This is a genomic window from Pseudomonas sp. GW821-FHT02C04 (assembly GCF_059421845.1).
Genome location: NZ_JBWKVT010000008.1, coordinates 172209 through 196984 on the forward strand (window position 1 = coordinate 172209; position 24776 = coordinate 196984).

Below are 24776 nucleotides of genomic sequence, written 5' to 3' on the forward strand. Positions count from 1 at the left end.
GAAATTTCCCACAAGTGTTCGGAGGTTTCCCACAGCGCTATCTGCCCGGTTTATCGACAATCAGCGCCGCACAACCGTCAACGAGTCGATCCCCATGCGCTGTCTGCCCCTTCGTGTCCTGGTCCTTGAAGATCATGCGTTCCAACGCTCCGTCGCCGTGAACCAGCTGAAAACCCTCGGCTGCCACGAAGTCTACGAGGCCGGCGACGGCGCTCAGGCGTTGGCGGTATTGCAGCAGGTCGGGGCGGTCGACATCGCGTTGTGCGACTTGCAGATGGAGGGCATGGACGGGCTCGAGTTTCTGCACCGCGTGGGCGCGTCGGGGCAGGTCCGGTCGATCATCATCAGCAGTTCGCTGCCGGCGGATCTGCGTCGGGCCGTGCATCAAATGGTGGCGTTGCTCGGGCTTGAGCTGCTGGGCGATGTGGGCAAGCCGTTGCATGCGCAGGTGCTGGGTGATCTGCTGAGAAAGTCCCTCGACCGGCCTTCGATCCAGAGACCACCGGGTGCGGAAATCACCCTCGCCAGTGAAGAAACGGTGCGTCAGGCACTCGCAGCGCAGCAGTTGCAAGCCTGGTATCAACCCAAGTTCAACCTGCTCACGGGCCAGGTGTGCGGGGTCGAAGTGCTTTGCCGCTGGCTGCACCCGACGCTGGGAGTGATTGCACCGGGGCATTTTCTGCCGGTGCTGGAACGTTGCGGGTTGCTCGATGAGTTGCTGTTTGCCCAGCTTGATCAAGCCCTGAGCGTACAGCGCAGCGCCCGGGCATCCGGCATTGGCTTGAACATGGCGTTCAACCTGCAAGCCGTGCAATTGGCCGGCAGTGAGCTGACGACGACCATCAAGCGCATTCTGGCGCAGCATGGCGCCTGCGGTTCGGGTCTGACGTTCGAGCTGACCGAAAGCGGTTTGCTGGAGGCACCGGCCACTAGCCTGGAAAGCCTGATCCGCCTGCGGATGATGGGTTGCCGGTTGTCGATCGACGACTTCGGTGCGGGGTTCTCGTCGTTGCAGCGGTTGTGTCAGTTGCCGTTCAACGAAATCAAACTCGATGCCGAGTTCGTCCGCAGCCTTGAGCATGAGCCCCGTTGCCGGGCGGTGATCAGCAGCACTCTGGCGCTGGGCGAGACCCTTGGCATGAGCGTGGTGATCGAAGGGATCGAAAGCGCTGCGCAGCGTCGTGAGCTGATGGCGCTGGGTTGTACGCAAGGGCAGGGCTACTGGTACGCACGCCCCATGGCCGGACCGGACTTGTTGAAATGGCTGGATTTGCATGGCGACGTGTTCAATCCGGATCAGTGACGGTTTTTTTCGGAAAAGTCCTACAGAGCTCGTCCCGATGCTTGGGTAGTCTTTGCCGCCACTTGAAGCGACTACCGGGACTCCCACGATGACCGACAAAACCCTGCGTATCCTGATCGCCGACCCGCAGCATTTTCACCGGATGAAAATCGAGCGGATGTTCAATGGCCTCGATTACTACCGCATCGCACCGGTGCAGAACCTCGCCGAACTGCTGACGCTGCTCGATTACGGCTGCCAGCCGTTCGATGTGCTGGTGATCAACGCTGCGCTGGCGGCCGGGATGCCGGATCTGCGGGGCTTCCTGTTCGATCACCCGCACGTCCGGCATGCGCTGGTCTATGGCGAGCCGGCGAACTCATCGGCGGTTTCCGGGCTTTTTCAGACAAAAATCACTTCCAGCCACGCCGCGTTGCCGTCAATGAATGCAATCACGCAGTTGATGGCGTCGGTCGAGGTTTCCCTGGAGCGCTCGTCGCGCAGTGGCCAGACAAAATCGCTGGCGCAAATGCGCGCCTGATCACAGATCGGTCGATGGCGCAACTGTCAGGTCTGACAGGTGATTCGCCGTGCATCCCATGTAACAGTCGTAGCGCAGCTACATATTGCCCCGGTCAGCGAGACCGGTGGCGTCATTGTCATGTATTTGCACTTGGAGCTGTCATGAGTTCAGTACTGATAGCCGAAGACCATCCGGTGGTTGTCATTGCTATCCGAATGCTGCTGCAGGGGTTGGGCTACAAAAAGATTTACGAGGTGTCGAGTGGCGCCGGCGTCGTGTCGATGATCCGTGATCATGAACCGGACCTGGTTCTGCTCGACCTGGGTCTCGATAAAATGGGCGGCCTGCAAGTATTGGAGCATATCAAGGCGATAGGACTGGTCTGCAAAATCGTGGTTTTTACCTCGGCTCCTGCGGAAACTTTCCTGAGGCGTTGCCGGCATGCCGGTGCAATGGCCTTTGTCGACAAGTCTGCCGATTTGAAGCAACTGGAGAATGCGATCAAGGCCGTCCGTTCGGGCTACTGCTTTTTTCCTGCCTCGCCAATGGGCAGCTCAGGGCAACTCGATGGACACAGTGATGAAGGTCTGAGGATTAAATCGCTATCTGATCGCGAAATTCAGATCCTGAAAAGGCTGGCTCAAGGCATACCGAACAAGCAGATTGCCGCGGAGATGAACCGCAGCCACAAAACCATCAGCACCTACAAGACTCGTTTGATGCTCAAACTCGGGATCACGTCGACGGTGATGTTGCGAGAGATTGCCCTGCGCCACCGTCTGATCTGAGAGGATTCGCATGATGAGCCTTTTGCGTTGCGTCCTCCTGCTGGTGCTGTTGTTTGCGGGCACAGCGCAGGCGGCTACGAATGCGCAAAGGCTGGAAATCGTCTCCAGAACTCGCCTCGAGGGTGTGCAGATTCGTCTGGACGAGCAGGAGCGACAATGGCTCCGTGCGCACCCGGTATTGCGCATCGGGGCCTCCTGGCCGGATTACCCACCCTTTGAGTTGACCCGCAAACGCCATGAGCTGGAAGGTCTCACGGCCGATTACGCTGATGCGATTGCTCAGATTCTGAACGTCGGCGTCGAAGTCTGGTGTTATGCCGACCGCGCAAGCGCCATGGCTGCGCTCGAGGCCGGTGAGGTGGACCTGCTGGGCACGTCGAACGAGTTCGAAAAAGCTAATTCTCGCCTGATGCTGTCCCGTGCCTACGCCGAAGATCAGCCGATGTGGGTGACCCGGCTCGACGAACCATTACCGGACGATCTCGCCGGCAAGCGCATCGCCATGGTGGACGACTACCTGCCAGCCTCGACTATCGAGAAGGCTTATCCGCAGGCTTATCTGCAGCGTTACCCCTCGATCCTCGACGCACTCGGTTCCGTGGCCTTCCGCCGCAATGATGTCTACTTGGGGGACTTCATCAGCGCCAGCTATCTCATCAACACTCACTTTCACAACGACCTGCAACTGGCCGGGCCATCGGGCCTTGACGCCAATCCGTTCGGCTTTGCCCTGGCCCGCAGCAACACGCGTTTGAAACGTCTGGTCGACAAAGCCCTGCTGGCGATTCCCATGGAGCAGCGCCTGGCCATGGAGTTGCGCTGGAGCGCCGGGCGCGCTGACATGGCGGCGCAGTCACGGGTGAGCCTGAGCGACGGCGAGCAACAATGGCTGGATCAGCATCCAGTCGTGCGGGTCGGCGCGATCAATGACTTCGCACCTTTAACGTTCTTTGGCGCCGATGGCCGTTTGCGTGGACTGACTGCCCAAGTGCTCAACCTGATCAGTCAGCGCAGCGGCCTCAGGTTCGAGGTGCTGCGCGGCGAGTCTCTGCATCGTCAGGTCGAGCAACTCCGAAGCGGGGAACTGGACCTGTTGCCTGTGATGACGCCGAGCCGCGAACGCGAAACTGAAATGCTGTTCACCCGCTCGTACGTCAACAGTCCCTTTGTCTTGATCAGCGATTCGAGGGCGCAGGCGCCACGCAGCCTTGAAGAGATGGCAGGTAAACGCCTGGCGCTCTATCGCGGCAATCCGTTGCGCGATTATCTGTTGGAGCATGTGCCGCAGATCAGCCTGATCGAGTTGCCGAGCCCGGCGGACGGTACGCGGGCGCTGCTCGACGGTCAGGCTGATGCGACATTGAGTTCGTTGCTGGTAGCTCGCTACCAGATCGATCACCAGTACCGCGATCGTTTGCGGATTGTCTCCACGCTGGGCGATCAGCCGGCCCGGGTTGCCATGGCCACGGCACTCGATGCCCCGCAGTTGCAATCGATTCTGAACAAGGCGCTTCTGAGTATTGCGCCACAGGAAATGGACGCTCTGGTCGCGGGCTGGAGTCGTAACGTGGTGCTGCAGGACAGCTATTGGCAGCGTCATCGAGAGCAGATATTGCGCGGGTTTGCCGTCGCGGCAGGGTTGTTGCTGCTGGCATTGGGCTGGATCGGCTTTCAGCGTCGGCAGATTCGCCTGCGCCAGCAATGGCTACTTCAATTACAGGAAGCCAAGGATGCGGCCGATGACGCCAACCGTGCCAAAAGCACGTTTCTCGCGACCATGAGCCACGAGATCCGCACACCGATGAATGCCCTGATCGGTATGCTCGAGCTGGCCCTCAAGCGTGCCGATGAAGGCGTGACCGATCGGGAGGCGATCGAAGTGGCGTCCAGCGCCGGGCAGCAACTGCTGGCCTTGATCGGCGATATTCTCGACATCGCGCGGATCGAGTCCGGGCATCTGTCGCTGGCTCCGGAGCGGGCCAATCTGCGCGAGGTGGTGGCATCGGTGTGTCGGGTGTTCGAAGGCCTGGCGCGGCAGAAGTCATTGTCATGGCGTGTAGAGCTGGATGAGCGCAGCAACGTTGAGGTGCTGCTCGACCCCGTTCGCTTCAAGCAGGTGCTGTCGAACCTGTTGAGCAACGCAATCAAGTTCACCGACGAAGGCGGGGTCAGCCTGCGCTTGCAAATGTTCACCGAGCAGGACGGGCAGCTGGAAGCGGGCGTGATCGTCGAAGACAGTGGCCGGGGGATCAGCGCCGAGGATCAGCAACGGTTGTTCAACCCGTTTGTGCAGGTTGGTAGTCATCAACCGTCGGCACCCAGCGGTTCCGGTCTGGGGCTGGTGATCAGCCGCAATCTGTGTCGACTCATGGGCGGCGACTTGTGGATCAGCAGCGAGCCGGGACGCGGTACGCAAGTCATGCTGCGACTGGAACTGTCCGTGCTGGAGCCGCTCCTGCAAATGGCTGCAAAGACGCCAGCGGTGACGGCGGTAAAGTCGCTGAAGGTCCTGGTGGTGGATGATCACCCGGTCAATCGATTGTTGCTGTGCCGGCAGTTGAGCGAACTCGGGCATCACGCCGTCGACAGCGGGGACGGTGAGCAGGGGCTGGTGCTGTGGCGGGGGCAACCTTTCGATGCGCTGATCACCGATATCAATATGCCTGGGATTGATGGTTATGAACTGGCGCGAGCGATTCGTGAAGAAGAGACGGCAACGGGCAGGGCGCCTTGCCTGATTCTGGGGTTTACCGCCAATGCGCAGATCGAAGAAAAACAGCGATGCCTGGCGGCCGGCATGGACGATTGCCTGTTCAAGCCGATTCTGCTGCGCGAACTGAGCCAGGCCTTGATGGCCGCAGAGGCCGGCGAAACGGAGGTCGAGCACGTGGATGATCAGGGGGCGACCGAGTTCGACCTGAGTGCGCTGTTGCAGCTGGCAGGGGCGGACAACCCGCTCATCAGCCAATTGCGTGAAGAGGTACTGAGCAGCCTGCACGTCGACCTCGAACGGCTGGACGTGTCAGGCCAAAAAGGGGACCGCGCAGGCTTGCGTGATCTGGCCCATCACGTCACGGGCGGGGCGCACATGATCGGTGCCGAGCGCGTGGTCTCGGCCTGTCGGATACTCGAACAGGCCTGTCGCGACGACGCGCCCGAGGCGGCACTGACGGCCGCCATCGATTCGCTGCGCCAGGCCATGCACGACCTCGCGCAGCATCTTCAGGCCTGATCGATCAGTCCCACTGCGGCGCGATGCCTTTGGGGCTGGTCAGGCGATGGCCGCGATCCAGTGTGGCGATCAGTGCCATGTCGGCATCGCTCAGGGTCAGCACGGTGGAGCCAAGATTGCTTTGCAGGTTGGCGCGTTTGGTCGACGACGGAATCACCGCGTAACCCGATTGCATCGCCCACGCCAGGGTGACCTGCGCCGGGGTGGCTTGCAGACGTTCGGCGATCTGCACGATCAGCGGGTCCTTCAGCACTTCGCCGTATGCCAGGGTCATGTACGACGTGATCTGGATGCCCTGACTCTGCGCGAACTCGACAACCTGGCGGTTCTGCAGGTACGGGTGCAACTCGATCTGGTTGGTGACGATGTTTTCTGCGCCGACGGCGGCAATCGCCTGTTTCATCAGATCGATGGTGAAGTTGGACACACCGATCTGCCGGGTCAGACCCAGGCGCTTGGCCTCCAGCAGGGCGTCCATGAATTCCTCCACCGGTACCTGATCTTCCGGCGACGGCCAGTGGATCAGTGTCAGGTCGAGGTAGTCGGTCTGCAGCTTTTGCAGGCTCTCCTTGAGACTCTCGATCAGCCGGTCGCCAGCGAAGTTGGCTATCCAGATCTTGCTGGTGATGAACAGTTCGTCGCGGGCGATGCCGCTGGCGGCGATGGCTTGGCCGACCTCGGCTTCGTTTTCATAAATCTGAGCGGTGTCGATGACCCGGTAACCGAGTTCAAGGGCGGTGCTCACCGAATCGATGACCACCTGACCTTGCAGGCGAAACGTACCAAGACCGAAAGCGGGAACAGACATGCAGGACTCCAGGGTTGCAGTGGGAATGGGGGGAGTATCCGCGTCTGATTCCTCTGGAAAAACCGCTGTCGGGGCAAAGTACTGTTGACCAGAAGTCACGAATCAATCGCAGGTCTCAAGCGATGTCGCTGTGAGCAAATTCTTCACCCAGAAAATCGATCAACGTACGCACCGACGGCAGCAGTCCCCGGCGCGACGGAAAGATCGCGTGCACGATCCCGCATTTCGGTGCCCAGCCCGGAATCAACTCCACCACGCGTCCTGCCGCGATGTCTTCGCGCACGACCACGCTTGGCAGATGAGCGACGCCGACTCCGGCAATCACCGCCTGACGCAGGGCAATCAGGTCATCAGTGACCAGCCTTGGCGTGTGCCGGACTTGCGCCGAAGCGCCGTTCGGCCCGAGCAGCTCCCATTGATACTCACGTTGCGCCGCGCCCCAATGCAGGCTCGGCAAACCATTGAGATCGGCCGGCGAGGGCGGTGATGACAGGCGCTCGGCAAACATCGGGCTGCCGACCACCGATTGGGTGCTGTTACCCAGCACCTTCATCACCATGTCGGTGTTTTCCAGTGGCGGAAAGCGCACGCGCAGCGCAATGTCGAAACCTTCGTGCAGCAGGTCGACCCGGCGGTTGGTGCTCTCGATGAACACTTCCACCAGCGGGTACTTGAGCATGTAGCGGGTGAGCATCGGCCCGACCCAGGAATTGAGCAGCGCCGTCGGGCAGCTCAGGCGTACCAGCCCCTGAGGTTCGGAGCGATTGCGCTCGATCAGCTCGGCGGCGCTCTCGGCCTCGACCCGCATCGCCAGGCAGCGCTGGTAGTAGGCCTGGCCGATCTCGGTCAGCGAACAATGTCGGCTGGTGCGGTGCAGCAGGCGCACGCCAAGGCGTTCTTCGAGCTGCGAGATGCGTCGGCTGAGTTTCGACTTGGGGATGTCCAGCGCACGACCAGCGGCGGCAAAGCCGTGATGCTCCACCACTTGAGTGAAGTAATAGAGGGTGTTGAGGTCTTCCACCATCGTTCTCCATATAGAACGCTAAAGCTGATTTTTGCAGTCTAGTCCATCAATGGTCATGGATTTAAGCTTAATCCATCGCGTCACTCACCCGATTGGAGGCAACCATGAAAAACATCATCGGTATCTACACCAGCCCTCGCGGCCATTGGGTCGGCGATGGTTTCCCGGTTCGCACGCTGTTTTCCTACGACAACCTGGGCAAGCACATCAGCCCGTTCCTGCTGCTGGATCACGCCGGGCCTGCGCAATTCACCCCGACCACCGAACGACGTGGCGTTGGTCAGCATCCGCACCGTGGGTTCGAAACCGTGACTATCGTTTACGAGGGCGAAGTGCAGCACCGCGATTCCACCGGTGCCGGCGGCACCATCGGCCCGGGCGATGTGCAATGGATGACCGCTGCGTCCGGGATCCTGCATGAGGAGTTTCACTCGGACAACTTCGCCAGAACCGGCGGCAATCTGGAAATGGTGCAACTGTGGGTCAACCTGCCAGCCAAGGACAAAATGGCGGCGCCCGGTTACCAGACCATTCTGGACGGCGACATCCCGAGCATCCCGCTCAAGGACGGCGCGGGCAGCCTGCGTCTGATCGCTGGTGAGTTCGACGGCCATAAAGGCCCGTCCCGCACCTTCACGCCGATCGACGTGTGGGATCTGCGCCTGAACGCCGGCAAGTTGCTGACGCTGGATCTGCACGAGGGCCGCAACACCGCGTTGGTGCTGTTGCGCGGTTCGGTGCAGGTCAACGGTCTGGAATCGGTACGCCAGGGCCAGTTGGCGCTGTTCGAGCGTGACGGCCGGCAACTGACGCTTGAGGCCAGCGAGGATGCGGTGGTGTTGCTGCTCAGCGGCGAGCCGATCGACGAACCCATCGTCGGCCACGGTCCGTTCGTGATGAACACCGAGCAGGAAATCCACCAGGCATTCGCCGACTTCCAGTCCGGCCGCTTCGGCCGCATGCACGGCTGACACGCCGCGCTTCCACACCCCGCTCTACACAGGATGCGTAGGCCGGTTCGAAGGCCAGGGATGGCTGCTGCCCAAAAGAAAGAGGAAACGCACATGAACACTGTCAATGCGGCCAACTTCAATGGCCAAAAACCGACTATCGATCCAAACGACAGCGCAATGTTGTTGATCGATCATCAAAGCGGCCTGTTCCAGATCGTCAAGGACATGGATGTACCGCAACTGCGCGCCAATGCCATCGCGCTGGCCAAGGCTGCGACCCTGTTGAAGATGCCGGTCATTACCACGGCCTCCGTGCCGCAGGGGCCGAACGGGCCGTTGATTCCCGAGATTCACGAAGCCGCGCCCCATGCGCAGTACGTGGCGCGCAAAGGTGAGATCAATGCCTGGGACAACCCGCAGTTTCACGCGGCCGTCAAAGCCACCGGCAAGAAAACCCTGGTGATCGCCGGGACTCTGACCAGCGTGTGCCTGGCGTTCCCGTCCATCGCCGCAGTGCACGAAGGCTACAAGGTCTTCGCGGTGGTCGATGCCTCCGGCAATCACTCGAAACTGGCCACTGATCTGACCATCGCCCGCCTGGCCCAGGCCGGGGTGGTGCCGATCGACATCATGGCCACGCTTTCCGAGCTGCAGGGTTCGTGGAACCGTCCCGATGCCGAGCAGTGGGCAGCCGTCTACGCCCAGGCCATGCCGCATTATCAATTGCTGATCGAGAGTTACCTCAAGGCCCAGCAAGTCGCGAACGAACACGAAACGCTGGATTCCCAGCGCTGACCCGAGACCTCGACATTCCGTCGAGGTCGACAACACGCGAGGATTACTGCAATGAGCACTCAATACAAACGTCTGGACAAGAACAACGCCGCCGTTCTGCTGGTCGACCATCAGGCCGGGCTGTTGTCGCTGGTGCGCGACATCGAGCCTGACCGGTTCAAGAACAACGTGCTGGCGCTGGCCGACCTGGCCAAGTACTTCAAGCTGCCGACTATCCTGACCACCAGTTTCGAAACCGGCCCCAACGGCCCGCTGGTGCCCGAGCTCAAGGCATTGTTCCCCGAGGCTCCGTACATTGCCCGTCCCGGCCAGATCAATGCCTGGGACAACGAGGACTTCGTCAAGGCGATCAAGGCCACCGGCAAGAAACAGTTGATCATTGCCGGCGTGGTGACGGAGGTGTGTGTGGCATTCCCGGCGTTGTCGGCCCTGGAAGAGGGGTTCGACGTATTCGTGGTGACCGACGCCTCCGGCACGTTCAATGAACTGACCCGTGAATCGGCATGGAACCGCATGTCCAGCGCCGGTGCACAGTTGATGACCTGGTTCGGTCTGGCCTGCGAGTTGCACCGTGACTGGCGCAACGATATCGAAGGGCTGGGTACGCTGTTCTCCAACCACATTCCGGACTACCGCAACCTGATGACCAGTTACAGCACGCTGACCAGCGGCAAGTAACCAGCGCCATGAAAACCTGTGGGAACAAGGGGTCTCCCACAGGTTTTTTCGGCGCCTGCCAAATAGCACTCATCCCACCAAATCAATTGCTCCTACACTAAGCCCAATCTGTGCGATCTTCTCGCGATTGACCTCTGTCGGAGTTGTTTGATGCTGTCTCTGCTGACCGAACATCCGTTGTTCTGCGCGTTGATCCTGATCCTGCTCGACCTTGGCCTGTGGCGCCTGATCAGCTCCCGGGGCAGCGAATGGAAGCTGCTGGTGCGGGTGCTGATTTTCAGCCTGTTCAGCGTGCTGCTGTTCAACGAAGGCCTCAATCCGATGGAGCCGGCACCGTGGGCCGACAACGTGCCGCTGCACCTGGCGGCGACCGGGTTGCAGATCGGCTGGTGGCTGTTCGGTGCGCGCACGCTGACGGTGCTGATCGGCGCGGTGATGATGCAACGGGTCGGTCATACCGGGCGGCTGTTGCAGGATCTGCTTGGCGCGGTGATTTTCCTGATCGCCATTATTGCGGCACTGGCCTATGTGCTGGATCTGCCGGTCAAAGGCGTGCTGGCCACGTCTGGAGCCTTGGCGATCATCGTCGGTCTGGCGCTGCAAAGCACCCTGAGCGACGTGTTCTCCGGCATCGTGTTGAACACCACCAAACCCTATCAACTCGATGACTGGATCTCCATCGACGGCACGGAAGGGCGGGTCACCGACATCGACTGGCGCGCCACGCGCCTGCAAACGTCCCAGGGCAGCATGGCGGTGATTCCCAACTCGCTGGCGGCCAAGGCCAAGATCATCAACTTCAGCCGGCCGAGCAACATGTTCGGGGTTGCCGTCAGCGTGCAGGTCAGCCCCCATGCGCGGCCGAATTCGGTGATCGACGCCCTGGAGCGGGCGATGCAAGGCTGCCGACCGCTGCTGGACACCCCGGCGCCGAGCGTGGCGCTGAAGAGTTCGAGCAGTGCCGGTGCGGAGTATGAAATCAGCGGGTTCGTGGCCTCGATGAACGAGAAGCGCGCGGTGCGCAATCAACTGTTCGATCTGGCTTACCGGCATCTGCAAGCGTCCGGGTTCAATCTGCTGTCGAGCGATGAACCCGCTGCGCCGGCCCATCTCTCACGGCCACGGGCGCTGCTCGACAGCTCGCCGATTTTCTCCACCCTGCGTCAGGAAGAGAAGGAAACCTTCAGCCAGAACATGACCCAGCAGACCTTTCGCGCCGGCGAGATCATCCTGGCAGGCGGGGAGGTCAGCGATCATCTGTTCATCATTGAATCCGGTGTGGTCTCGGTGACCTTGAAACGCCACGGCACACCGTTCGAGTCCGGGCGCATGGGGCCGGGCGAAGTGATCGGCGAGGCAGGGATTCTTTCCGATACCTCGCTGCCGGCGGACTTTTCCGCCAAGACCTTCTGTGCGCTGTATCGCATCGAAAAGTCGTATCTCAAGCCTTGCCTGGACGCCCGCCACGACATCAACGACGCGATGAAGGCATTGCTCGATTTCCGTCTGCTCAAGGCCCAATCCCTGACCCAGGAAGCACCGGTGGTTGCGCCGAAAAAAGGCTTTCTGCAGTGGCTGCGCAATCGCGCCTGACGACCGTCAGCGTTGCTCGTACCCGGCGAGTTTGCGCTCAAGGTTCAGGCGCACCTGCGGCCACTCGTCATCGATGATGCTGAAGCGCACCGAGTTGCGCTTGCGGCCGTCCGGCATGATCCGCTCGTGACGCACGACGCCTTCTTGCTGTGCGCCCAGGCGCAGGATCGCGTTGCGTGATTTCTGGTTGTTTTCGTCGGTGGTGAACTGCACGCGCACGCAATCGAGCACTTCGAAGGCGTGCCGCAGCATCAGGTATTTGGCCTCGGTGTTGACGAAGGTTTTCTGAAAGCGTGCCGAAATCCAGCTGCTGCCGATTTCCAGTTTGCGATTGAGCGGGTCGATCTTCCAGAACCGGGTCGAGCCGATCACCTCGCCGGTCTCCTTCAACACGATCGCAAACGGCATGACCGTGCCTGCCTCACGGCCGTCGAGGGCTTTTTTCAAGTAACTGTCGACGGTGCTCGCCGAGGGCACCACGGTGACAGTGAGGTTCCACAGTTCGCCGTCGGCAGCGGCGTGGAGCAAGGCATCGGCGTCGGTGTATTGGAGAGGGCGCAGGAGGATGCCCTGGCCTTGCAGCGTGGTTTGCATGAGGGGCGGCTCTTGTCGGTTCGGGCGAGCGTCCATTACGCCGCAACGGGCGTCGTCGTTGCAACTGCTCATGGAGCCTGATTCAAATCAGTCGACAGGGCCGATTGGTGAAATCTATTGTCGATCCAATAGCCGGATCCCGTATACATGGCGACCATCGGCGGAGCGATCCGCGTCTCCCTGCAAAAGGACTGAGCAATGAGCGAGCCACGCCTGGCGAATCTGAAACAGTATCTGCAACGGTTGGGGTTCGACACGCCCCCGGCACCGACCCTTGAAACCCTGCGACTGTTGCAGTTGCGTCATACCGGTGCCTTTCCTTTCGAGAATCTGTCGACCCTTTCTGGCGAGCCCGTGCTGATCGATCTGCCATCGATCCAGCGCAAGGTCCTGGACGATGCCCGTGGCGGTTACTGCTACGAACTCAACAATCTGTTTCTGGCCTTGTTGCTGGAGCTGGGGTTCGATGCACGGGGCATCAGCGGCCGTGTGGTCATGAATCAGCCCGAAGGCAGCTGGACGGCACGGACTCATCGTTTGAGTCTGGTGACCCTCAACGGCGTGCGCTACATCACTGATGTCGGCTTCGGCGGCATGGTGCCGACCGCGCCGCTGATTCTGGATACCGAAGCCGAGCAGTCCACCCCCCACGAACCCTATCGCATCGAAGTGCAAGCCGATGGCTACATGTTGCGGGCCAGGGTCGCTGGCGAATGGCGGCCGATGTACCTGTTCGACCTGCAACGCCAGGAAGACATCGATTACACCCTCGGCAACTGGTATGTCTCGACGCACCCAGACTCACCGTTCGCGCAGCGCCTGATGGTCGCGCGTACGGGCGACGGCTGGCGGCGCACTTTGAACAACGGCAGTTTCGCGATCCATCGCATCGGTGCCGAGAGCGAGCGACGCGAGGTGACGGATGTCGATGAGCTCATCGAATTGCTGGAGCGGGAATTCGGTCTGCGCTTGCCGCACCAGCCTGGTGCGCGCCTGGCGCTGGCGCGCTTGATCCAGCCGGTCTGAAACCTATGGTTTTACATCCGGCTCCAGTACCCGCCGGATTTCGTTCACGGCCGCCGACAGTTTTTTCTCAAGACTCTTGAGGTCGGTGGCGGTGATGCCTTTCTTGAATTGCCCGCTGGAATGCTCGAGTTCGTCCGCTGCACCCCGGCTGTCGAGCAGTGCATGGCGCAGGGTGTTGTTGATGACCGTCTGATAACCATAGCCTTCGCTTTCAGCGACCCCCCGCGCGGCCTCGATGACCGCGTCGTCGAGCATGATGGTGATGCGGGTCTTGCCCTTGTTGGAGGCTACGGCGCCCCGTTTTCCCTGGGTGAAATCGTATTCATCCTTCATTGATCAAGTCTCCGGAAAATAATGGCGTCGCTCGCTGGGCGTTGCGCTGCGCGCGGAAATGATTCGAACCACATTCGGCTCCCGATAGCTGTACACAACGACCAGCAAACGTCCCTTGGCGTCGGTGCCGAGTGTGATCCAGCGTTGCTCGTCATGGTCGTTATCCTCAATCGTCAGAGCTCGCTCATCGTGAAAGACCGGTTCGGCCTCGGCGAGGCTGATCCCTCTGTGCTTGAGTTTGTTGGCAGCATTCTTGCTTTTGTCGAACTGAATCTTGAATGACTTCATTATGCATACTTTATATGTATAAAAAAGAGCGCGACCGCGCCGTCGGTCGCCATGAACACTTCAGCCTAGGTGGATAAAACGCGGGGGCAGTTAACGATGTGTTGCCGGATTTGTGGGGGATGGAAGCGGCGGGATAGAAGGTTGGGTGGCTACCTATCCATAATGTGACTGATAAGTTGTATACAACTCTATGGACATTTGTCACGAGTATTGAATACAGTGTGCGCATAACAAAAACCAGGGAACCCCCCACCATGAAAACGCCCCATGTTTCACACCAACGGCCCGAGGACGAAAACCTCGGGGTCGGCGCGAATATGGCTTACGGCCTGCAACATGTTCTGACCATGTATGGCGGTATCGTCGCGGTGCCGCTGATCATCGGTCAGGCCGCCGGGTTATCGCCGGCGGACATTGGTCTGTTGATTGCTGCTTCATTGTTTGCGGGGGGGCTGGCCACGTTGCTGCAAACCCTGGGTCTACCGTTTTTCGGATGTCAGTTGCCGCTGGTGCAGGGCGTGTCGTTCTCCGGTGTCGCGACCATGGTGGCGATTGTCAGCAGTGGCGGGGAGGGCGGCTTTCAGTCGGTACTCGGGGCGGTGATTGCCGCGTCGTTGATCGGTTTGCTGATCACGCCGGTGTTCTCGCGAATCACCAAGTTCTTTCCACCGCTGGTTACCGGCATCGTGATCACCACCATCGGCCTGACGCTGATGCCGGTGGCCGCACGCTGGGCCATGGGCGGCAACAGCCACGCTCCGGACTTCGGCAGCATGCAGAACATCGGTCTGGCGGCGGTCACGCTGGTGCTGGTGCTGCTCCTGAGCAAGATCGGCAGCTCGACCATCTCGCGTCTGTCGATCCTGTTGGCGATGGTGATCGGCACGGTGCTGGCGGTGTTCCTCGGCATGGCGGATTTCTCAAGCGTTACGCAAGGGCCGATGTTCGGCTTCCCGACGCCGTTCCATTTCGGCATGCCGACCTTCCACTTCGCTGCGATTCTGTCGATGTGCATCGTGGTCATGGTGACCCTGGTGGAAACCTCGGCGGACATCCTGGCGGTCGGTGAAATCATTGGCACCAAGGTCGATTCCAAACGTCTGGGCAACGGTCTGCGGGCGGACATGCTGTCGAGCATGTTTGCGCCGATCTTCGGTTCGTTCACCCAGAGCGCCTTCGCCCAGAACGTCGGGCTGGTGGCGGTGACCGGGATCAAGAGCCGCTATGTGGTGGCGACCGGCGGTATCTTCCTGGTGATCCTCGGCCTGCTGCCGTTCATGGGGCGGGTGATTGCAGCGGTGCCGACGTCGGTACTCGGTGGGGCCGGCATCGTGTTGTTCGGCACCGTGGCGGCGAGTGGTATCCGTACGCTGTCCAAGGTCGATTACCGCAACAACGTCAACTTGATCATCGTCGCGACCTCGATCGGCTTCGGCATGATTCCGATTGCCGCGCCGAACTTCTACGATCACTTCCCGAGCTGGTTCGCGACCATTTTCCATTCGGGCATCAGCTCGTCGGCGATCATGGCGATCCTGCTGAACCTTGCATTCAACCACTTCACGGCGGGTAACTCGGATCAGCAGTCGGTGTTTGCGGCGGCAGAAGAGCGAACCCTGCGTTATCGGGATCTGGCAGCACTGCGGGAGGGCGACTACTTCAGCGACGGCAAACTGCATGACTGCGACGGCAATGAAGTGCCGGTGATCGAGACGGACTCGGATCACGGACACGGCGCACCGAAGGCGCATGCCAAGAGCGGTGAGCACGTCTGACCGCTGTTTCTGAATGAGAAGGGCCGATCAGTTGCGAAACTGATCGGCCCTTTTTATTGCACTGCATTTTCCAGCGCCCACAAAAAAGCCCCTGAATCTTTCGATTCAGGGGCTCTGTATTTGGCTCCACAACCTGGACTCGAACCAGGGACCCAGTGATTAACAGTCACTTGCTCTACCAACTGAGCTATTGCGGAATTGGTGCGTATGTTACTGATTTAAAAAGACTAGTCAAGCGCCAGTTGTAATTTTTTTGGAAAGGTCAGGACGGACGGCAGCAAATTGGCGATTGGCGGTTACCAGAACCGCAGCAGAGGTCTACCATGGCCGCCCGGAAGTGGTCACACGCGCTGCCGGCCATTCGCCGAAAAGGTACGCGCCATGAATAGCCCCATCCAGACCCATCGTACTGTCGAGGTGTTCGCATGAGCACCGCGCAAATCAGCCTGCCCAAGGGCGTCGGCCCGCATGCCGAAAAGCTCTTCGACGCGATCACCCAGGCCGCCACGGCTGAAGAATTGAACCGCGCGGGCGGCAAGGCCGAAGGTTTTGTCCTCGGTCTGGAAAGCACCAAGGCCATCAAGAGCCAGGTCGCCGAATCGCTCTACGTCGTTTATGACGATGCGGCGACTCAGCGTGCAACGGAGCTGGCTTAACCGCCGAACGTGAAGGTGCCGAGCATCAGTTTGGCGTACAGCATCGTCGCGCCCAGTTGCACCAGCCACAGCGCCAGCCCGCCGAGAAACACCCCGGCCGCGACTTGCAGCACCAGGTTGTTGCCACGTTTGGCCGGAGCGCGGGGGATGAAGTCATCCAGATCGTCGCGGTCGGCGCGCAGGTCATCGTTTTTCATGTTGTCTCTCTGAAATATCGTCTGTGTGCAGTCTAGAGGGTGTGGCGGCTTTTCTTCAGACAAATAAAAACGGGAAGCCCGAAAGCTTCCCGTTTTCAGTGCTGCGCCGGATCAGATGACCTGAACGATGGCGTCCGTCACGACTTCGATGTTGCTCTGGTTCAGCGCAGCGACGCAGATGCGGCCGGTGTCCAGGGCGTAGATGCCGAACTCGTTGCGCAGGCGGTGAACCTGCTCGGTGGTCAGGCCGGAGTAGGAGAACATGCCGCGCTGGCGACCGACGAAGCTGAAGTCACGCTGCGGGGCTTTCTTCGCCAGCAGAGCGACCATCTGCTCACGCATGCCGCGAATGCGCAGACGCATTTCAGCCAGTTCCGCTTCCCACTGGGCGCGCAGTTCCGGGCTGTTCAACACCGCAGCAACGATGCTTGCACCGTGGGTCGGCGGGTTGGAGTAGTTGGTGCGGATCACGCGTTTGACTTGCGACAGCACGCGCGCGCTTTCTTCTTTCGATTCGCTGACGATCGACAGCGCACCGACGCGCTCGCCGTACAGCGAGAACGACTTGGAGAACGAGCTCGACACGAAAAAGGTCAGGCCGGACTCGGCGAACAGACGCACGGCAGCGGCGTCTTCGGCGATACCGTCACCAAAGCCCTGGTAGGCCATGTCGAGGAACGGCACGTGACCTTTGGCCTTGACCGCTTCCAGCACGTTGTTCCAGTCCGCCGGGCTCAGGTCGACGCCGGTCGGGTTGTGGCAGCAGGCGTGCAGCACGATGATCGAGCCGTTCGGCAGGGCGTTGAGGTCTTCGAGCAGGCCGGCACGGTTTACGTCGTGGGTGGCGGCGTCGTAGTAACGATAGTTCTGCACCGGGAAACCGGCGGTTTCGAACAGCGCGCGGTGGTTTTCCCAGCTCGGATCGCTGATCGCCACAACGGCATTCGGCAGCAGTTGCTTGAGGAAGTCGGCACCGATTTTCAGGGCGCCGGTCCCGCCGACAGCCTGAGTGGTGACAACGCGGCCAGCCGCCAGCAGTGGCGAATCATTGCCGAACAGCAGCTTTTGCACGGCCTGATCGTAGGCAGCGATGCCGTCGATTGGCAGGTAGCCGCGGGAGGCGTGCTGAGCCGCGCGAATGGTTTCGGCTTCGATGACGGCGCGCAGGAGTGGAATTCGCCCCTCTTCGTTGCAGTACACACCCACCCCGAGGTTGACCTTATTGGTCCGGGTATCGGCGTTGAATGCTTCGTTGAGGCCCAGGATTGGATCGCGGGGTGCCATTTCGACAGCGGAGAACAGGCTCATTTTTACGGCAGCTCTAATGGAGAGTGGAGGGACGTGTGGCGCTCCAGCCGAATGCACTAGAGCGGTGCACAAACGGGGAGCTAGTATAGAGGCCATCATCGATCAATGGCGACAGGCGATTCGGCTTTTAAGGTAAGTTTTTCCGATTATTTCTCGACCGTTAGTCGAATGGACTTGTCGGAGACTTTACCGGATGTAGGACGTTTGCCTTGAAAGGCGAGGCAATCGGCTCCACATTCAGCACAATCTTCGTTTTTCCTTGCGCGACATCGGTCGTTTGCGGTCTTTCTCGTGGGGCTCCGGTTTGTCCGCAGCGTCGCGAATCCAGAGGTGTTTATGTCTGAATTCCAGCTCGTCACCCGATTCGACCCAGCCGGCGATCAGCCTGAAGCCATTCGCCAGATGGTCGAGGGCATCGAAGCCGGGCTGGCGCACCAGACCCTGCTCGGTGTGACCGGCTCGGGCAAGACCTTCAGCATCGCCAACGTGATTGCCCAGGTACAGCGTCCGACCCTGGTGCTGGCGCCGAACAAGACCCTGGCCGCGCAGTTGTACGGCGAGTTCAAGTCGTTCTTTCCGAACAACGCCGTCGAATACTTCGTTTCCTACTACGACTACTACCAGCCTGAAGCCTATGTGCCATCGTCCGACACCTTCATCGAGAAGGATGCGTCGATCAACGACCACATCGAGCAGATGCGTCTGTCGGCAACCAAGGCATTGCTGGAGCGCAAGGACGCGATCATCGTCACCACGGTGTCGTGCATCTACGGTCTGGGCAGCCCGGAAACCTATTTGAAAATGGTCTTGCACGTCGATCGTGGCGACAAGCTCGATCAGCGTGCGCTGGTGCGGCGCCTGGCCGACCTGCAATACACCCGCAATGACATGGATTTCGCCCGGGCCACGTTCCGTGTGCGCGGCGATGTAATCGACATCTACCCGGCGGAATCCGATCTCGAAGCGATCCGTATCGAGTTGTTCGATGACGAGGTGGAAAGCATTTCCGCGTTCGACCCGCTGACCGGCGAGGTCATCCGCAAGCTGCCGCGCTTCACCTTCTATCCGAAGAGCCACTACGTGACGCCCCGGGAAACCCTGCTCGACGCCATCGAGGGGATCAAGGTCGAGTTGCAGGAACGCCTGGAGTACCTGCGCAACAACAACAAGCTGGTGGAAGCCCAGCGTCTGGAGCAACGCACCCGGTTCGACCTGGAGATGATCCTCGAACTCGGCTACTGCAACGGCATCGAAAACTACTCGCGCTACCTGTCCGGGCGTCCGGCCGGTGCGGCGCCGCCGACGCTCTACGATTACCTGCCGGCGGATGCGTTGCTGGTGATCGACGAATCCCACGTCAGCGTGCCGCAAGTCGGCGCGATGTATAAGGGCGACCGTTCACGCAAGGAAACCCTGGTGGAATACGGCTTCCGTCTGCCGTCGGCGCTGGACAACCGGCCGATGCGGTTCGACGAGTGGGAAGGGGTGAGCCCGCAGACGATTTTCGTCTCGGCCACGCCCGGCAACTACGAAGCCGAGCACGCTGGGCGGGTGGTCGAGCAAGTGGTGCGCCCGACCGGTCTGGTCGACCCGCAGGTTGAAGTGCGTCCGGCGCTGACCCAGGTCGACGATTTGCTTTCGGAAATCACCAAGCGTGTGGCAGTGGAGGAGCGGGTGCTGGTCACCACGCTGACCAAGCGCATGGCCGAAGACTTGACCGATTACCTGGCCGATCACGGCGTCCGTGTGCGTTATCTGCACTCGGACATCGACACGGTCGAGCGGGTCGAAATCATCCGCGACCTGCGTTTGGGCACGTTCGATGTGCTGGTGGGGATCAACCTGCTGCGTGAAGGTCTGGACATGCCGGAAGTGTCGCTGGTGGCGATTCTCGACGCGGACAAAGAAGGCTTCCTGCGTTCCGAACGTTCGCTGATCCAGACCATCGGTCGCGCGGCACGTAACCTCAATGGCCGGGCGATTCTCTACGCGGATCGCATGACCGGTTCGATGGAGCGTGCCATCGGCGAAACCGAGCGCCGTCGCGACAAACAGATCGCCTTCAACCTGGCCAACGGCATCACACCGAAGGGCGTGTTCAAGGACGTCGCCGACATCATGGAAGGCGCCACCGTGCCCGGTTCGCGCAGCAAGAAGCGCAAAGGCATGGCCAAGGCCGCTGAAGAAAACGCCAAGTACGAAGCCGAACTGCGCTCGCCGAGCGAGATCACCAAGCGCATCCGCCAACTGGAAGAGAAGATGTACCAGTTGGCCCGCGACCTGGAATTCGAAGCGGCGGCGCAGATGCGCGACGAGATTGCCAAAATGCGCGAGCGATTGTTGGCAGTCTGACTGATCGTTCCCACGCTCTGCGTGGGAATGCAGCCCTGGACGCTCTGCGTCCACTCAAGGTTAGTGCGCCTCGCCGGCCTTCAGGCCGGTGGGCAGCTTCTTGGTCAGCAATATCGCCAGCATGCTGATCCCCAGCGCAATCCCGACAAAACGAAACGCATCGTTGTAGGCCATGATCAGCGCCTGCTGATGAACGATTTCACTCAACTTGCCCAGCGCCGCCGTGTCACTGCCAAAACGATCGGTCATCGACGCCAGGCGTTCGGCTACCTGCGGATTGGTGGGTACCACGGCTTCACGCAGGTAATCGAAGTAGGTCTTGGTGCGCGCGTCCAGCAGGGTGGCGAGCAGGGCGATACCGATGGCGCCGCCGAGGTTGCGCAGGATGTTGAACAGACTCGATGCCGAGCCCGCGTCCTGCGGCAGGATGTACGCCGTGGCGATCAGCGAAATGGTCACCATGATCAGCGGCTGGCCGAGGGCGCGGATGATCTGGATCTGATTGAACTGCGGTCCGGCAAAGTCCGGGTTGAGCACGCCGGATGAAAAACTCGCCAATCCGAACAGGCCGAAACCCAGGGTGCACAGCCATTTGGGCGACACGAACTTCATCAGTTTCGGCACCAGCGGAATCAGAAATAGCTGGGGCACGCCCATCCACATGATCACTTCGCCGATCTGCAGGGCGTTGTAATTCTGGATCTGCGCCAGGTACAGCGGCAGCAGATAGATCGAGCCGTACAGCCCGACCCCCATACCAAGGCTGGAAATGCTCGACAGCCCGAAGTTGCGATTGCGCAGGATGCCGAGGTTGATCAGCGGATTGGGTTTGGAAACCTGCACGATCACAAAGGTGATCAGGCTCAGCAGGGCGATGCTGCCCAGTGTCACGATCAGGCTCGATTCCAGCCAGTCCTTGCGATGGCCTTCTTCAAGAAACACCTGCAAACAACCAAGACCGATGCCTAGCGTGAGAATGCCGGTGTAATCGGTGCTTTTCAGCAGTTCCCAGTGCGCTTCTTTCTTCTCCAGGCCGTACATCAGTCCGGCGATCATGATCAGTCCCGGCGGGATGTTGATATAGAAGATGTACTCCCAGCCCCAGTTCTCCGTGAGCCAGCCGCCGAGGGTCGGGCCGATGGACGGGGCGAAGGTGGCGGTCATGGCGAACATCGCCATGCCTTTGGCGCGGTGGTGCTCCGGGAGTTTGATCAGGGTCAGGGTGAAGGCCAGCGGGATCAGAGCGCCGCCGGTGAAGCCCTGCATGGCGCGGAACACGATCATGCTGTCGAGGCTCCAGGCCATCGAGCACAGCAACGACGAAATCAGAAACCCCAGCGACACCCACACTGCCAGCCGCCGCGCCGAAAGCAACTGCACCAGCCATGCGGTCAGCGGGATCATGATGATTTCCGCCACCAGATAAGAGGTGGAAATCCACGAGCCTTCTTCCAGCGTCGCCGATAGGGCGCCCTGAATATCCTTGAGCGACGAGTTGGTGATCTGAATGTCGAGCACCGCCATGAACGCGCCGAGCATGACGCTCATCACCGCGATCCAGTCCCGCCGGGTCGGTTCGCCGACCGGGCGGATCAGTTGATCACCGGCCATTGTCTGGGGCGTCTTTGATATTCACGGTGGCGGTGACCGACATGCCCGGACGGATCTTGCCGTGCAGCGGGTTATCGGCCTTGAAGGTCAGCTTGACCGGAATCCGCTGCACGACCTTGGTGAAGTTGCCGGTGGCGTTGTCCGGCGGCAACAGGCTGAACTGCGCGCCAGAGGCGGCGAACAGGCTGTCGACCCGCGCTTCGATCGGCGTATCGCCGTAGGCGTCGAAGACCAGTTCGGCCTTCTGGCCCGGCAGCATGTGACCGATCTGGGTTTCCTTGAAGTTGGCCTGCACCCAGATGTCCTCGTCCGGCACGATCGACAACAAGTAAGCGCCGGCCTGAATGATCTGGCCATTGCGCGCGGCGCGCTGGCCTATCAGACCGCTGATCGGCGCGTGGATTTCGCTGCGGGTCAGGTTCAGTTCGGCCTGGGCGAGGTCGGCGCGGGCGTTGGCGATCTGCGCATCGAGGCGTTTGATTTCGGCGCTCAGCGCGTTGACTTGCTGGCGTTGGCTCTGCGCATCGGCCTGGGCCTTGGCCACTTGCGAGCGGGCGATGTGGGCGTCGGCGGAGAGGGTGGTGACCCGCTCCTCGGAGACATAGCCGGGTTTGCGCAGGGTTTCTGCCCGCGACAAATCGACCTGCGAGCGGCCGAGGGTGGCTTGCGTGGTTGCTACTTGTGCGTCGCTGGCAGCGATCAGGCTGGCCTGCTGGGTCAGTTTGCTCTGGGCTTGCAGGCGCTCGGCTTCGCGGGTGGCGAGGGCGGCGTTGGCGCGATCGACGGCGAGGCGGAAATCTTCGCCCTCGAGGCGAACCAGCAACTGGCCTTTTTCCACATGCTGGTTGTCCTGCACCAGGACTTCGTCGATGCGTGCGCTCAACTGGCTCGACACGCGGGTGATTTCACCCTGGACATAGGCGTTGTCGGTGCTTTCATAAAAGCGTCCCTTGAAAAACCAATGAGCAAAAAAGCCCCCGGCAATCAGCAGGACGAGCAGCAGGAAAATGAACAGGCGACGCTTGAGTTGGGCAGGCATGGGCAAACTGTAGTCGAGGAATTGTAAGGAAAGTTATCAGCAGGCGAATCTGGCATACAGCCGATGAACGGTAAATGCCGTCTGCTGATATTCAGCCATTCACCACGGCCAACGGGCGTTACAGACGCAAAGTTGGCTTAAATGCCCTGTCCGCTGGAGCGGGGCGGGTGTCGCCTGTTACCATTCGCCGCTTGATCGTTCTTTGCTTTTCATTCTTTTCGAGACATGCCATGACCACCGTCCGCACTCGCATCGCGCCATCGCCTACCGGGGATCCCCACGTAGGTACCGCTTACATCGCATTGTTCAACTACTGCTTTGCCAAGCAGCACGGCGGTGAGTTCATTCTGCGCATCGAAGACACCGATCAGTTGCGCTCGACCCGCGAGTCCGAACAGCAGATCTTCGACGCTCTGCGCTGGCTGGGTATCGACTGGAGCGAAGGCCCGGACGTCGGCGGCCCGCACGGTCCTTACCGTCAGAGCGAACGCGGCGACATCTATCAGAAGTACTGCCAGCAACTGGTCGACCTGGGCCACGCCTTCCCGTGCTTCTGCACCGCCGAAGAGCTGGACCAGATGCGCGCCGAGCAAATGGCCCGCGGCGAAACCCCGCGCTACGACGGCCGTGCGCTGTTGCTGTCCAAGGAAGAAATCGCGCGTCGCCTGGCTGCGGGCGAGCCGCACGTGATCCGTATGAAAGTGCCGAGCGAGGGCGTGTGCGTTGTTCCGGACATGCTGCGTGGTGATGTCGAGATCCCGTGGGATCGCATGGACATGCAGGTACTGATGAAGACCGACGGTCTGCCGACGTACTTCCTGGCCAACGTGGTCGACGATCATCTGATGGGCATCACCCACGTGCTGCGCGGTGAAGAATGGCTGCCGTCGGCGCCGAAACTGATCCTGCTTTACGAATACTTCGGCTGGGAACAACCGGAGCTGTGCTACATGCCGCTGTTGCGTAACCCGGACAAGAGCAAGCTGTCCAAGCGCAAGAACCCGACCTCGGTGACGTTCTACGAGCGCATGGGTTTCATGCCGGAAGCCATGCTCAACTACCTGGGCCGCATGGGCTGGTCGATGCCGGACGAGCGCGAGAAGTTCTCGCTGCAGGAAATGGTCGACAATTTCGACCTCAAGCGTGTCTCGCTGGGCGGGCCGATTTTCGACATCGAGAAACTGTCGTGGCTCAACGGCCAGTGGCTGCGTGATCTGCCGGTGGAAGAGTTTGCTGCTCGTGTGCAGAAGTGGGCGTTCAACTCCGAATACATGATGAAGATCGCACCGCTGGTTCAGGGCCGCGTCGAGACGTTCAGCCAGGTTGCACCGCTGGGCGGTTTCTTCTTTGCCGGTGGCGTGAATCCGGATGCCAAGCTGTTCGAATCGAAAAAGCTCTCGGGCGATCAGGTTCGTCAACTGATGCAGTTGATCCTGTGGAAGCTGGAAGGCCTGCGTCAGTGGGAGAAGGACAGCATCACGGCGACGATTCAGGCCGTGGTTGAATCCCTCGAACTGAAGCTGCGTGATGCGATGCCGCTGATGTTTGCCTCGATCACCGGTCAGGCGAGCTCGGTGTCGGTGCTCGATGCGATGGAGATCCTTGGGCCGGACCTGACCCGTTTCCGCCTGCGCCAGGCGATTGACCTGCTGGGCGGCGTGTCGAAGAAAGAAAACAAAGAGTGGGAAAAGCTGTTGGGCGCTATCGCCTGATTGCGTTTGACTCTGCAGGACGCGCCGGAGGTCAGGATCATTTGATCCCGTCCTTCGGCGTTTTCCCCCGAATTTACGGGGGGAGGGTGGTAAGTGATTGTTATGCCGACAAAAAATTTTGAAATTTTTCAAAAATAAGTTTGACAGCCTTTCGATACGCCCTTAAGATTCGCCCCGTCCTCAGCGATGACATCAACGATGAGGGGCTA

General features: G+C 60.4%; 22 protein-coding genes and 1 tRNA gene. 13 read left to right on the forward strand and 10 right to left on the reverse strand.

Going from position 1 to position 24776, the window contains the following annotated elements:
* The first annotated feature begins 94 nt into the window (after positions 1–94).
* The 4 genes from AC07VV_RS24995 to AC07VV_RS25010 all read left to right on the forward strand — a co-directional run bounded on the left by AC07VV_RS24995 (position 95) and on the right by AC07VV_RS25010 (position 5825).
* Entirely contained in the window at positions 95–1303 is a 1209-nt protein-coding gene (locus tag AC07VV_RS24995; RefSeq protein WP_495037759.1) for an EAL domain-containing response regulator, read from the forward strand.
* Between the two features lie 88 nt (positions 1304–1391).
* A complete protein-coding gene (locus AC07VV_RS25000; protein WP_495037760.1) occupies positions 1392–1823 on the forward strand; it encodes a chemotaxis protein CheY in 432 nt (143 codons plus the stop codon).
* 143 nt (positions 1824–1966) lie between these two features.
* A complete protein-coding gene (locus tag AC07VV_RS25005; protein ID WP_495037761.1) occupies positions 1967–2593 on the forward strand; it encodes a response regulator in 627 nt (208 codons plus the stop codon).
* 10 nt (positions 2594–2603) lie between these two features.
* The gene (locus AC07VV_RS25010; RefSeq protein WP_495037762.1) at positions 2604–5825 is read left to right on the forward strand and encodes an ATP-binding protein; all 3222 of its coding nucleotides are present in this window, start codon (positions 2604–2606) and stop codon (positions 5823–5825) included.
* A 4-nt stretch (positions 5826–5829) separates the two neighbouring features.
* Here the strand turns inward: AC07VV_RS25010 and dkgB are convergent, their stop codons facing one another.
* Positions 5830–6633, reverse strand: a complete 804-nt coding sequence (gene dkgB, locus AC07VV_RS25015; protein WP_495037763.1) for a 2,5-didehydrogluconate reductase DkgB — start codon at positions 6631–6633, stop codon at positions 5830–5832.
* 115 nt (positions 6634–6748) lie between these two features.
* A complete protein-coding gene (locus tag AC07VV_RS25020; protein WP_102621968.1) occupies positions 6749–7657 on the reverse strand; it encodes a LysR substrate-binding domain-containing protein in 909 nt (302 codons plus the stop codon).
* 104 nt (positions 7658–7761) lie between these two features.
* Here AC07VV_RS25020 and AC07VV_RS25025 point away from each other — a divergent pair, with 104 nt between their 5' ends.
* The 4 genes from AC07VV_RS25025 to AC07VV_RS25040 all read left to right on the forward strand — a co-directional run bounded on the left by AC07VV_RS25025 (position 7762) and on the right by AC07VV_RS25040 (position 11676).
* Entirely contained in the window at positions 7762–8628 is an 867-nt protein-coding gene (locus tag AC07VV_RS25025) for a pirin family protein (protein ID WP_102621969.1), read from the forward strand.
* A gap of 93 nt (positions 8629–8721) precedes the next feature.
* Positions 8722–9405, forward strand: coding sequence for an isochorismatase family protein (locus tag AC07VV_RS25030; protein ID WP_096821172.1), 684 nt, complete (start codon positions 8722–8724; stop codon positions 9403–9405).
* Positions 9406–9456: 51 nt separating this feature from the next.
* Positions 9457–10083 (forward strand): isochorismate family cysteine hydrolase YcaC, encoded by a 627-nt coding sequence (gene ycaC / locus AC07VV_RS25035; RefSeq protein ID WP_096821173.1) that lies wholly within the window; start codon positions 9457–9459, stop codon positions 10081–10083.
* A gap of 150 nt (positions 10084–10233) precedes the next feature.
* Positions 10234–11676 (forward strand): mechanosensitive ion channel domain-containing protein, encoded by a 1443-nt coding sequence (locus tag AC07VV_RS25040; RefSeq protein WP_495037764.1) that lies wholly within the window; start codon positions 10234–10236, stop codon positions 11674–11676.
* 6 nt (positions 11677–11682) lie between these two features.
* Here the strand turns inward: AC07VV_RS25040 and AC07VV_RS25045 are convergent, their stop codons facing one another.
* A complete protein-coding gene (locus AC07VV_RS25045; RefSeq protein WP_495037765.1) occupies positions 11683–12270 on the reverse strand; it encodes a GNAT family N-acetyltransferase in 588 nt (195 codons plus the stop codon).
* Between the two features lie 198 nt (positions 12271–12468).
* Between AC07VV_RS25045 and AC07VV_RS25050 the strand changes: the two genes are divergently transcribed.
* A complete protein-coding gene (locus AC07VV_RS25050; protein ID WP_495037766.1) occupies positions 12469–13296 on the forward strand; it encodes an arylamine N-acetyltransferase family protein in 828 nt (275 codons plus the stop codon).
* A 3-nt stretch (positions 13297–13299) separates the two neighbouring features.
* Here AC07VV_RS25050 and AC07VV_RS25055 read toward each other — a convergent pair whose 3' ends face one another.
* Both AC07VV_RS25055 and AC07VV_RS25060 read right to left on the reverse strand, forming a co-directional pair.
* A complete protein-coding gene (locus AC07VV_RS25055) occupies positions 13300–13629 on the reverse strand; it encodes a BrnA antitoxin family protein (protein WP_495037767.1) in 330 nt (109 codons plus the stop codon).
* A gap of 3 nt (positions 13630–13632) precedes the next feature.
* Positions 13633–13917, reverse strand: coding sequence for a BrnT family toxin (locus AC07VV_RS25060; RefSeq protein WP_495037768.1), 285 nt, complete (start codon positions 13915–13917; stop codon positions 13633–13635).
* 254 nt (positions 13918–14171) lie between these two features.
* Here AC07VV_RS25060 and AC07VV_RS25065 point away from each other — a divergent pair, with 254 nt between their 5' ends.
* Complete coding sequence (locus AC07VV_RS25065) at positions 14172–15692, forward strand: nucleobase:cation symporter-2 family protein (protein ID WP_495037769.1); 1521 nt, start codon at positions 14172–14174, stop codon at positions 15690–15692.
* A 121-nt stretch (positions 15693–15813) separates the two neighbouring features.
* Here AC07VV_RS25065 and AC07VV_RS25070 read toward each other — a convergent pair.
* A tRNA-Asn gene (locus AC07VV_RS25070) sits at positions 15814–15889 on the reverse strand.
* Between the two features lie 228 nt (positions 15890–16117).
* Between AC07VV_RS25070 and AC07VV_RS25075 the strand changes: the two genes are divergently transcribed.
* On the forward strand, positions 16118–16348 hold the full coding sequence (locus AC07VV_RS25075; RefSeq protein ID WP_102621973.1) for a hypothetical protein: 231 nt from the start codon (positions 16118–16120) through the stop codon (positions 16346–16348).
* On the opposite strand, the gene AC07VV_RS25080 is transcribed toward AC07VV_RS25075, so the two are convergent.
* Both AC07VV_RS25080 and AC07VV_RS25085 read right to left on the reverse strand, forming a co-directional pair.
* A complete protein-coding gene (locus AC07VV_RS25080) occupies positions 16345–16545 on the reverse strand; it encodes a hypothetical protein (RefSeq protein ID WP_007956421.1) in 201 nt (66 codons plus the stop codon). The two genes, AC07VV_RS25075 and AC07VV_RS25080, sit on opposite strands and share 4 nt — an antisense overlap.
* A gap of 111 nt (positions 16546–16656) precedes the next feature.
* Positions 16657–17853: an amino acid aminotransferase gene (locus AC07VV_RS25085; RefSeq protein ID WP_102621974.1), complete on the reverse strand. Its 1197-nt coding sequence runs from the start codon at positions 17851–17853 to the stop codon at positions 16657–16659.
* 336 nt (positions 17854–18189) lie between these two features.
* On the opposite strand from AC07VV_RS25085, the gene uvrB reads away from it, so the two are divergent.
* Positions 18190–20205: an excinuclease ABC subunit UvrB gene (uvrB, locus tag AC07VV_RS25090; RefSeq protein ID WP_495037770.1), complete on the forward strand. Its 2016-nt coding sequence runs from the start codon at positions 18190–18192 to the stop codon at positions 20203–20205.
* Positions 20206–20265: 60 nt separating this feature from the next.
* Here the strand turns inward: uvrB and AC07VV_RS25095 are convergent, their stop codons facing one another.
* The gene (locus AC07VV_RS25095) at positions 20266–21816 is read right to left on the reverse strand and encodes an MDR family MFS transporter (RefSeq protein ID WP_495037771.1); all 1551 of its coding nucleotides are present in this window, start codon (positions 21814–21816) and stop codon (positions 20266–20268) included.
* Positions 21806–22855 carry an HlyD family secretion protein gene (locus tag AC07VV_RS25100; protein WP_495037772.1) on the reverse strand — a complete coding sequence of 350 codons (1050 nt, stop codon included), beginning with the start codon at positions 22853–22855 and terminating at the stop codon, positions 21806–21808. Before AC07VV_RS25100 ends, AC07VV_RS25095 begins: the two co-directional genes overlap by 11 nt.
* A gap of 230 nt (positions 22856–23085) precedes the next feature.
* On the opposite strand from AC07VV_RS25100, the gene gltX reads away from it, so the two are divergent.
* A complete protein-coding gene (gene gltX, locus AC07VV_RS25105; protein ID WP_495037773.1) occupies positions 23086–24567 on the forward strand; it encodes a glutamate--tRNA ligase in 1482 nt (493 codons plus the stop codon).
* Positions 24568–24776: the final 209 nt, after the last annotated feature.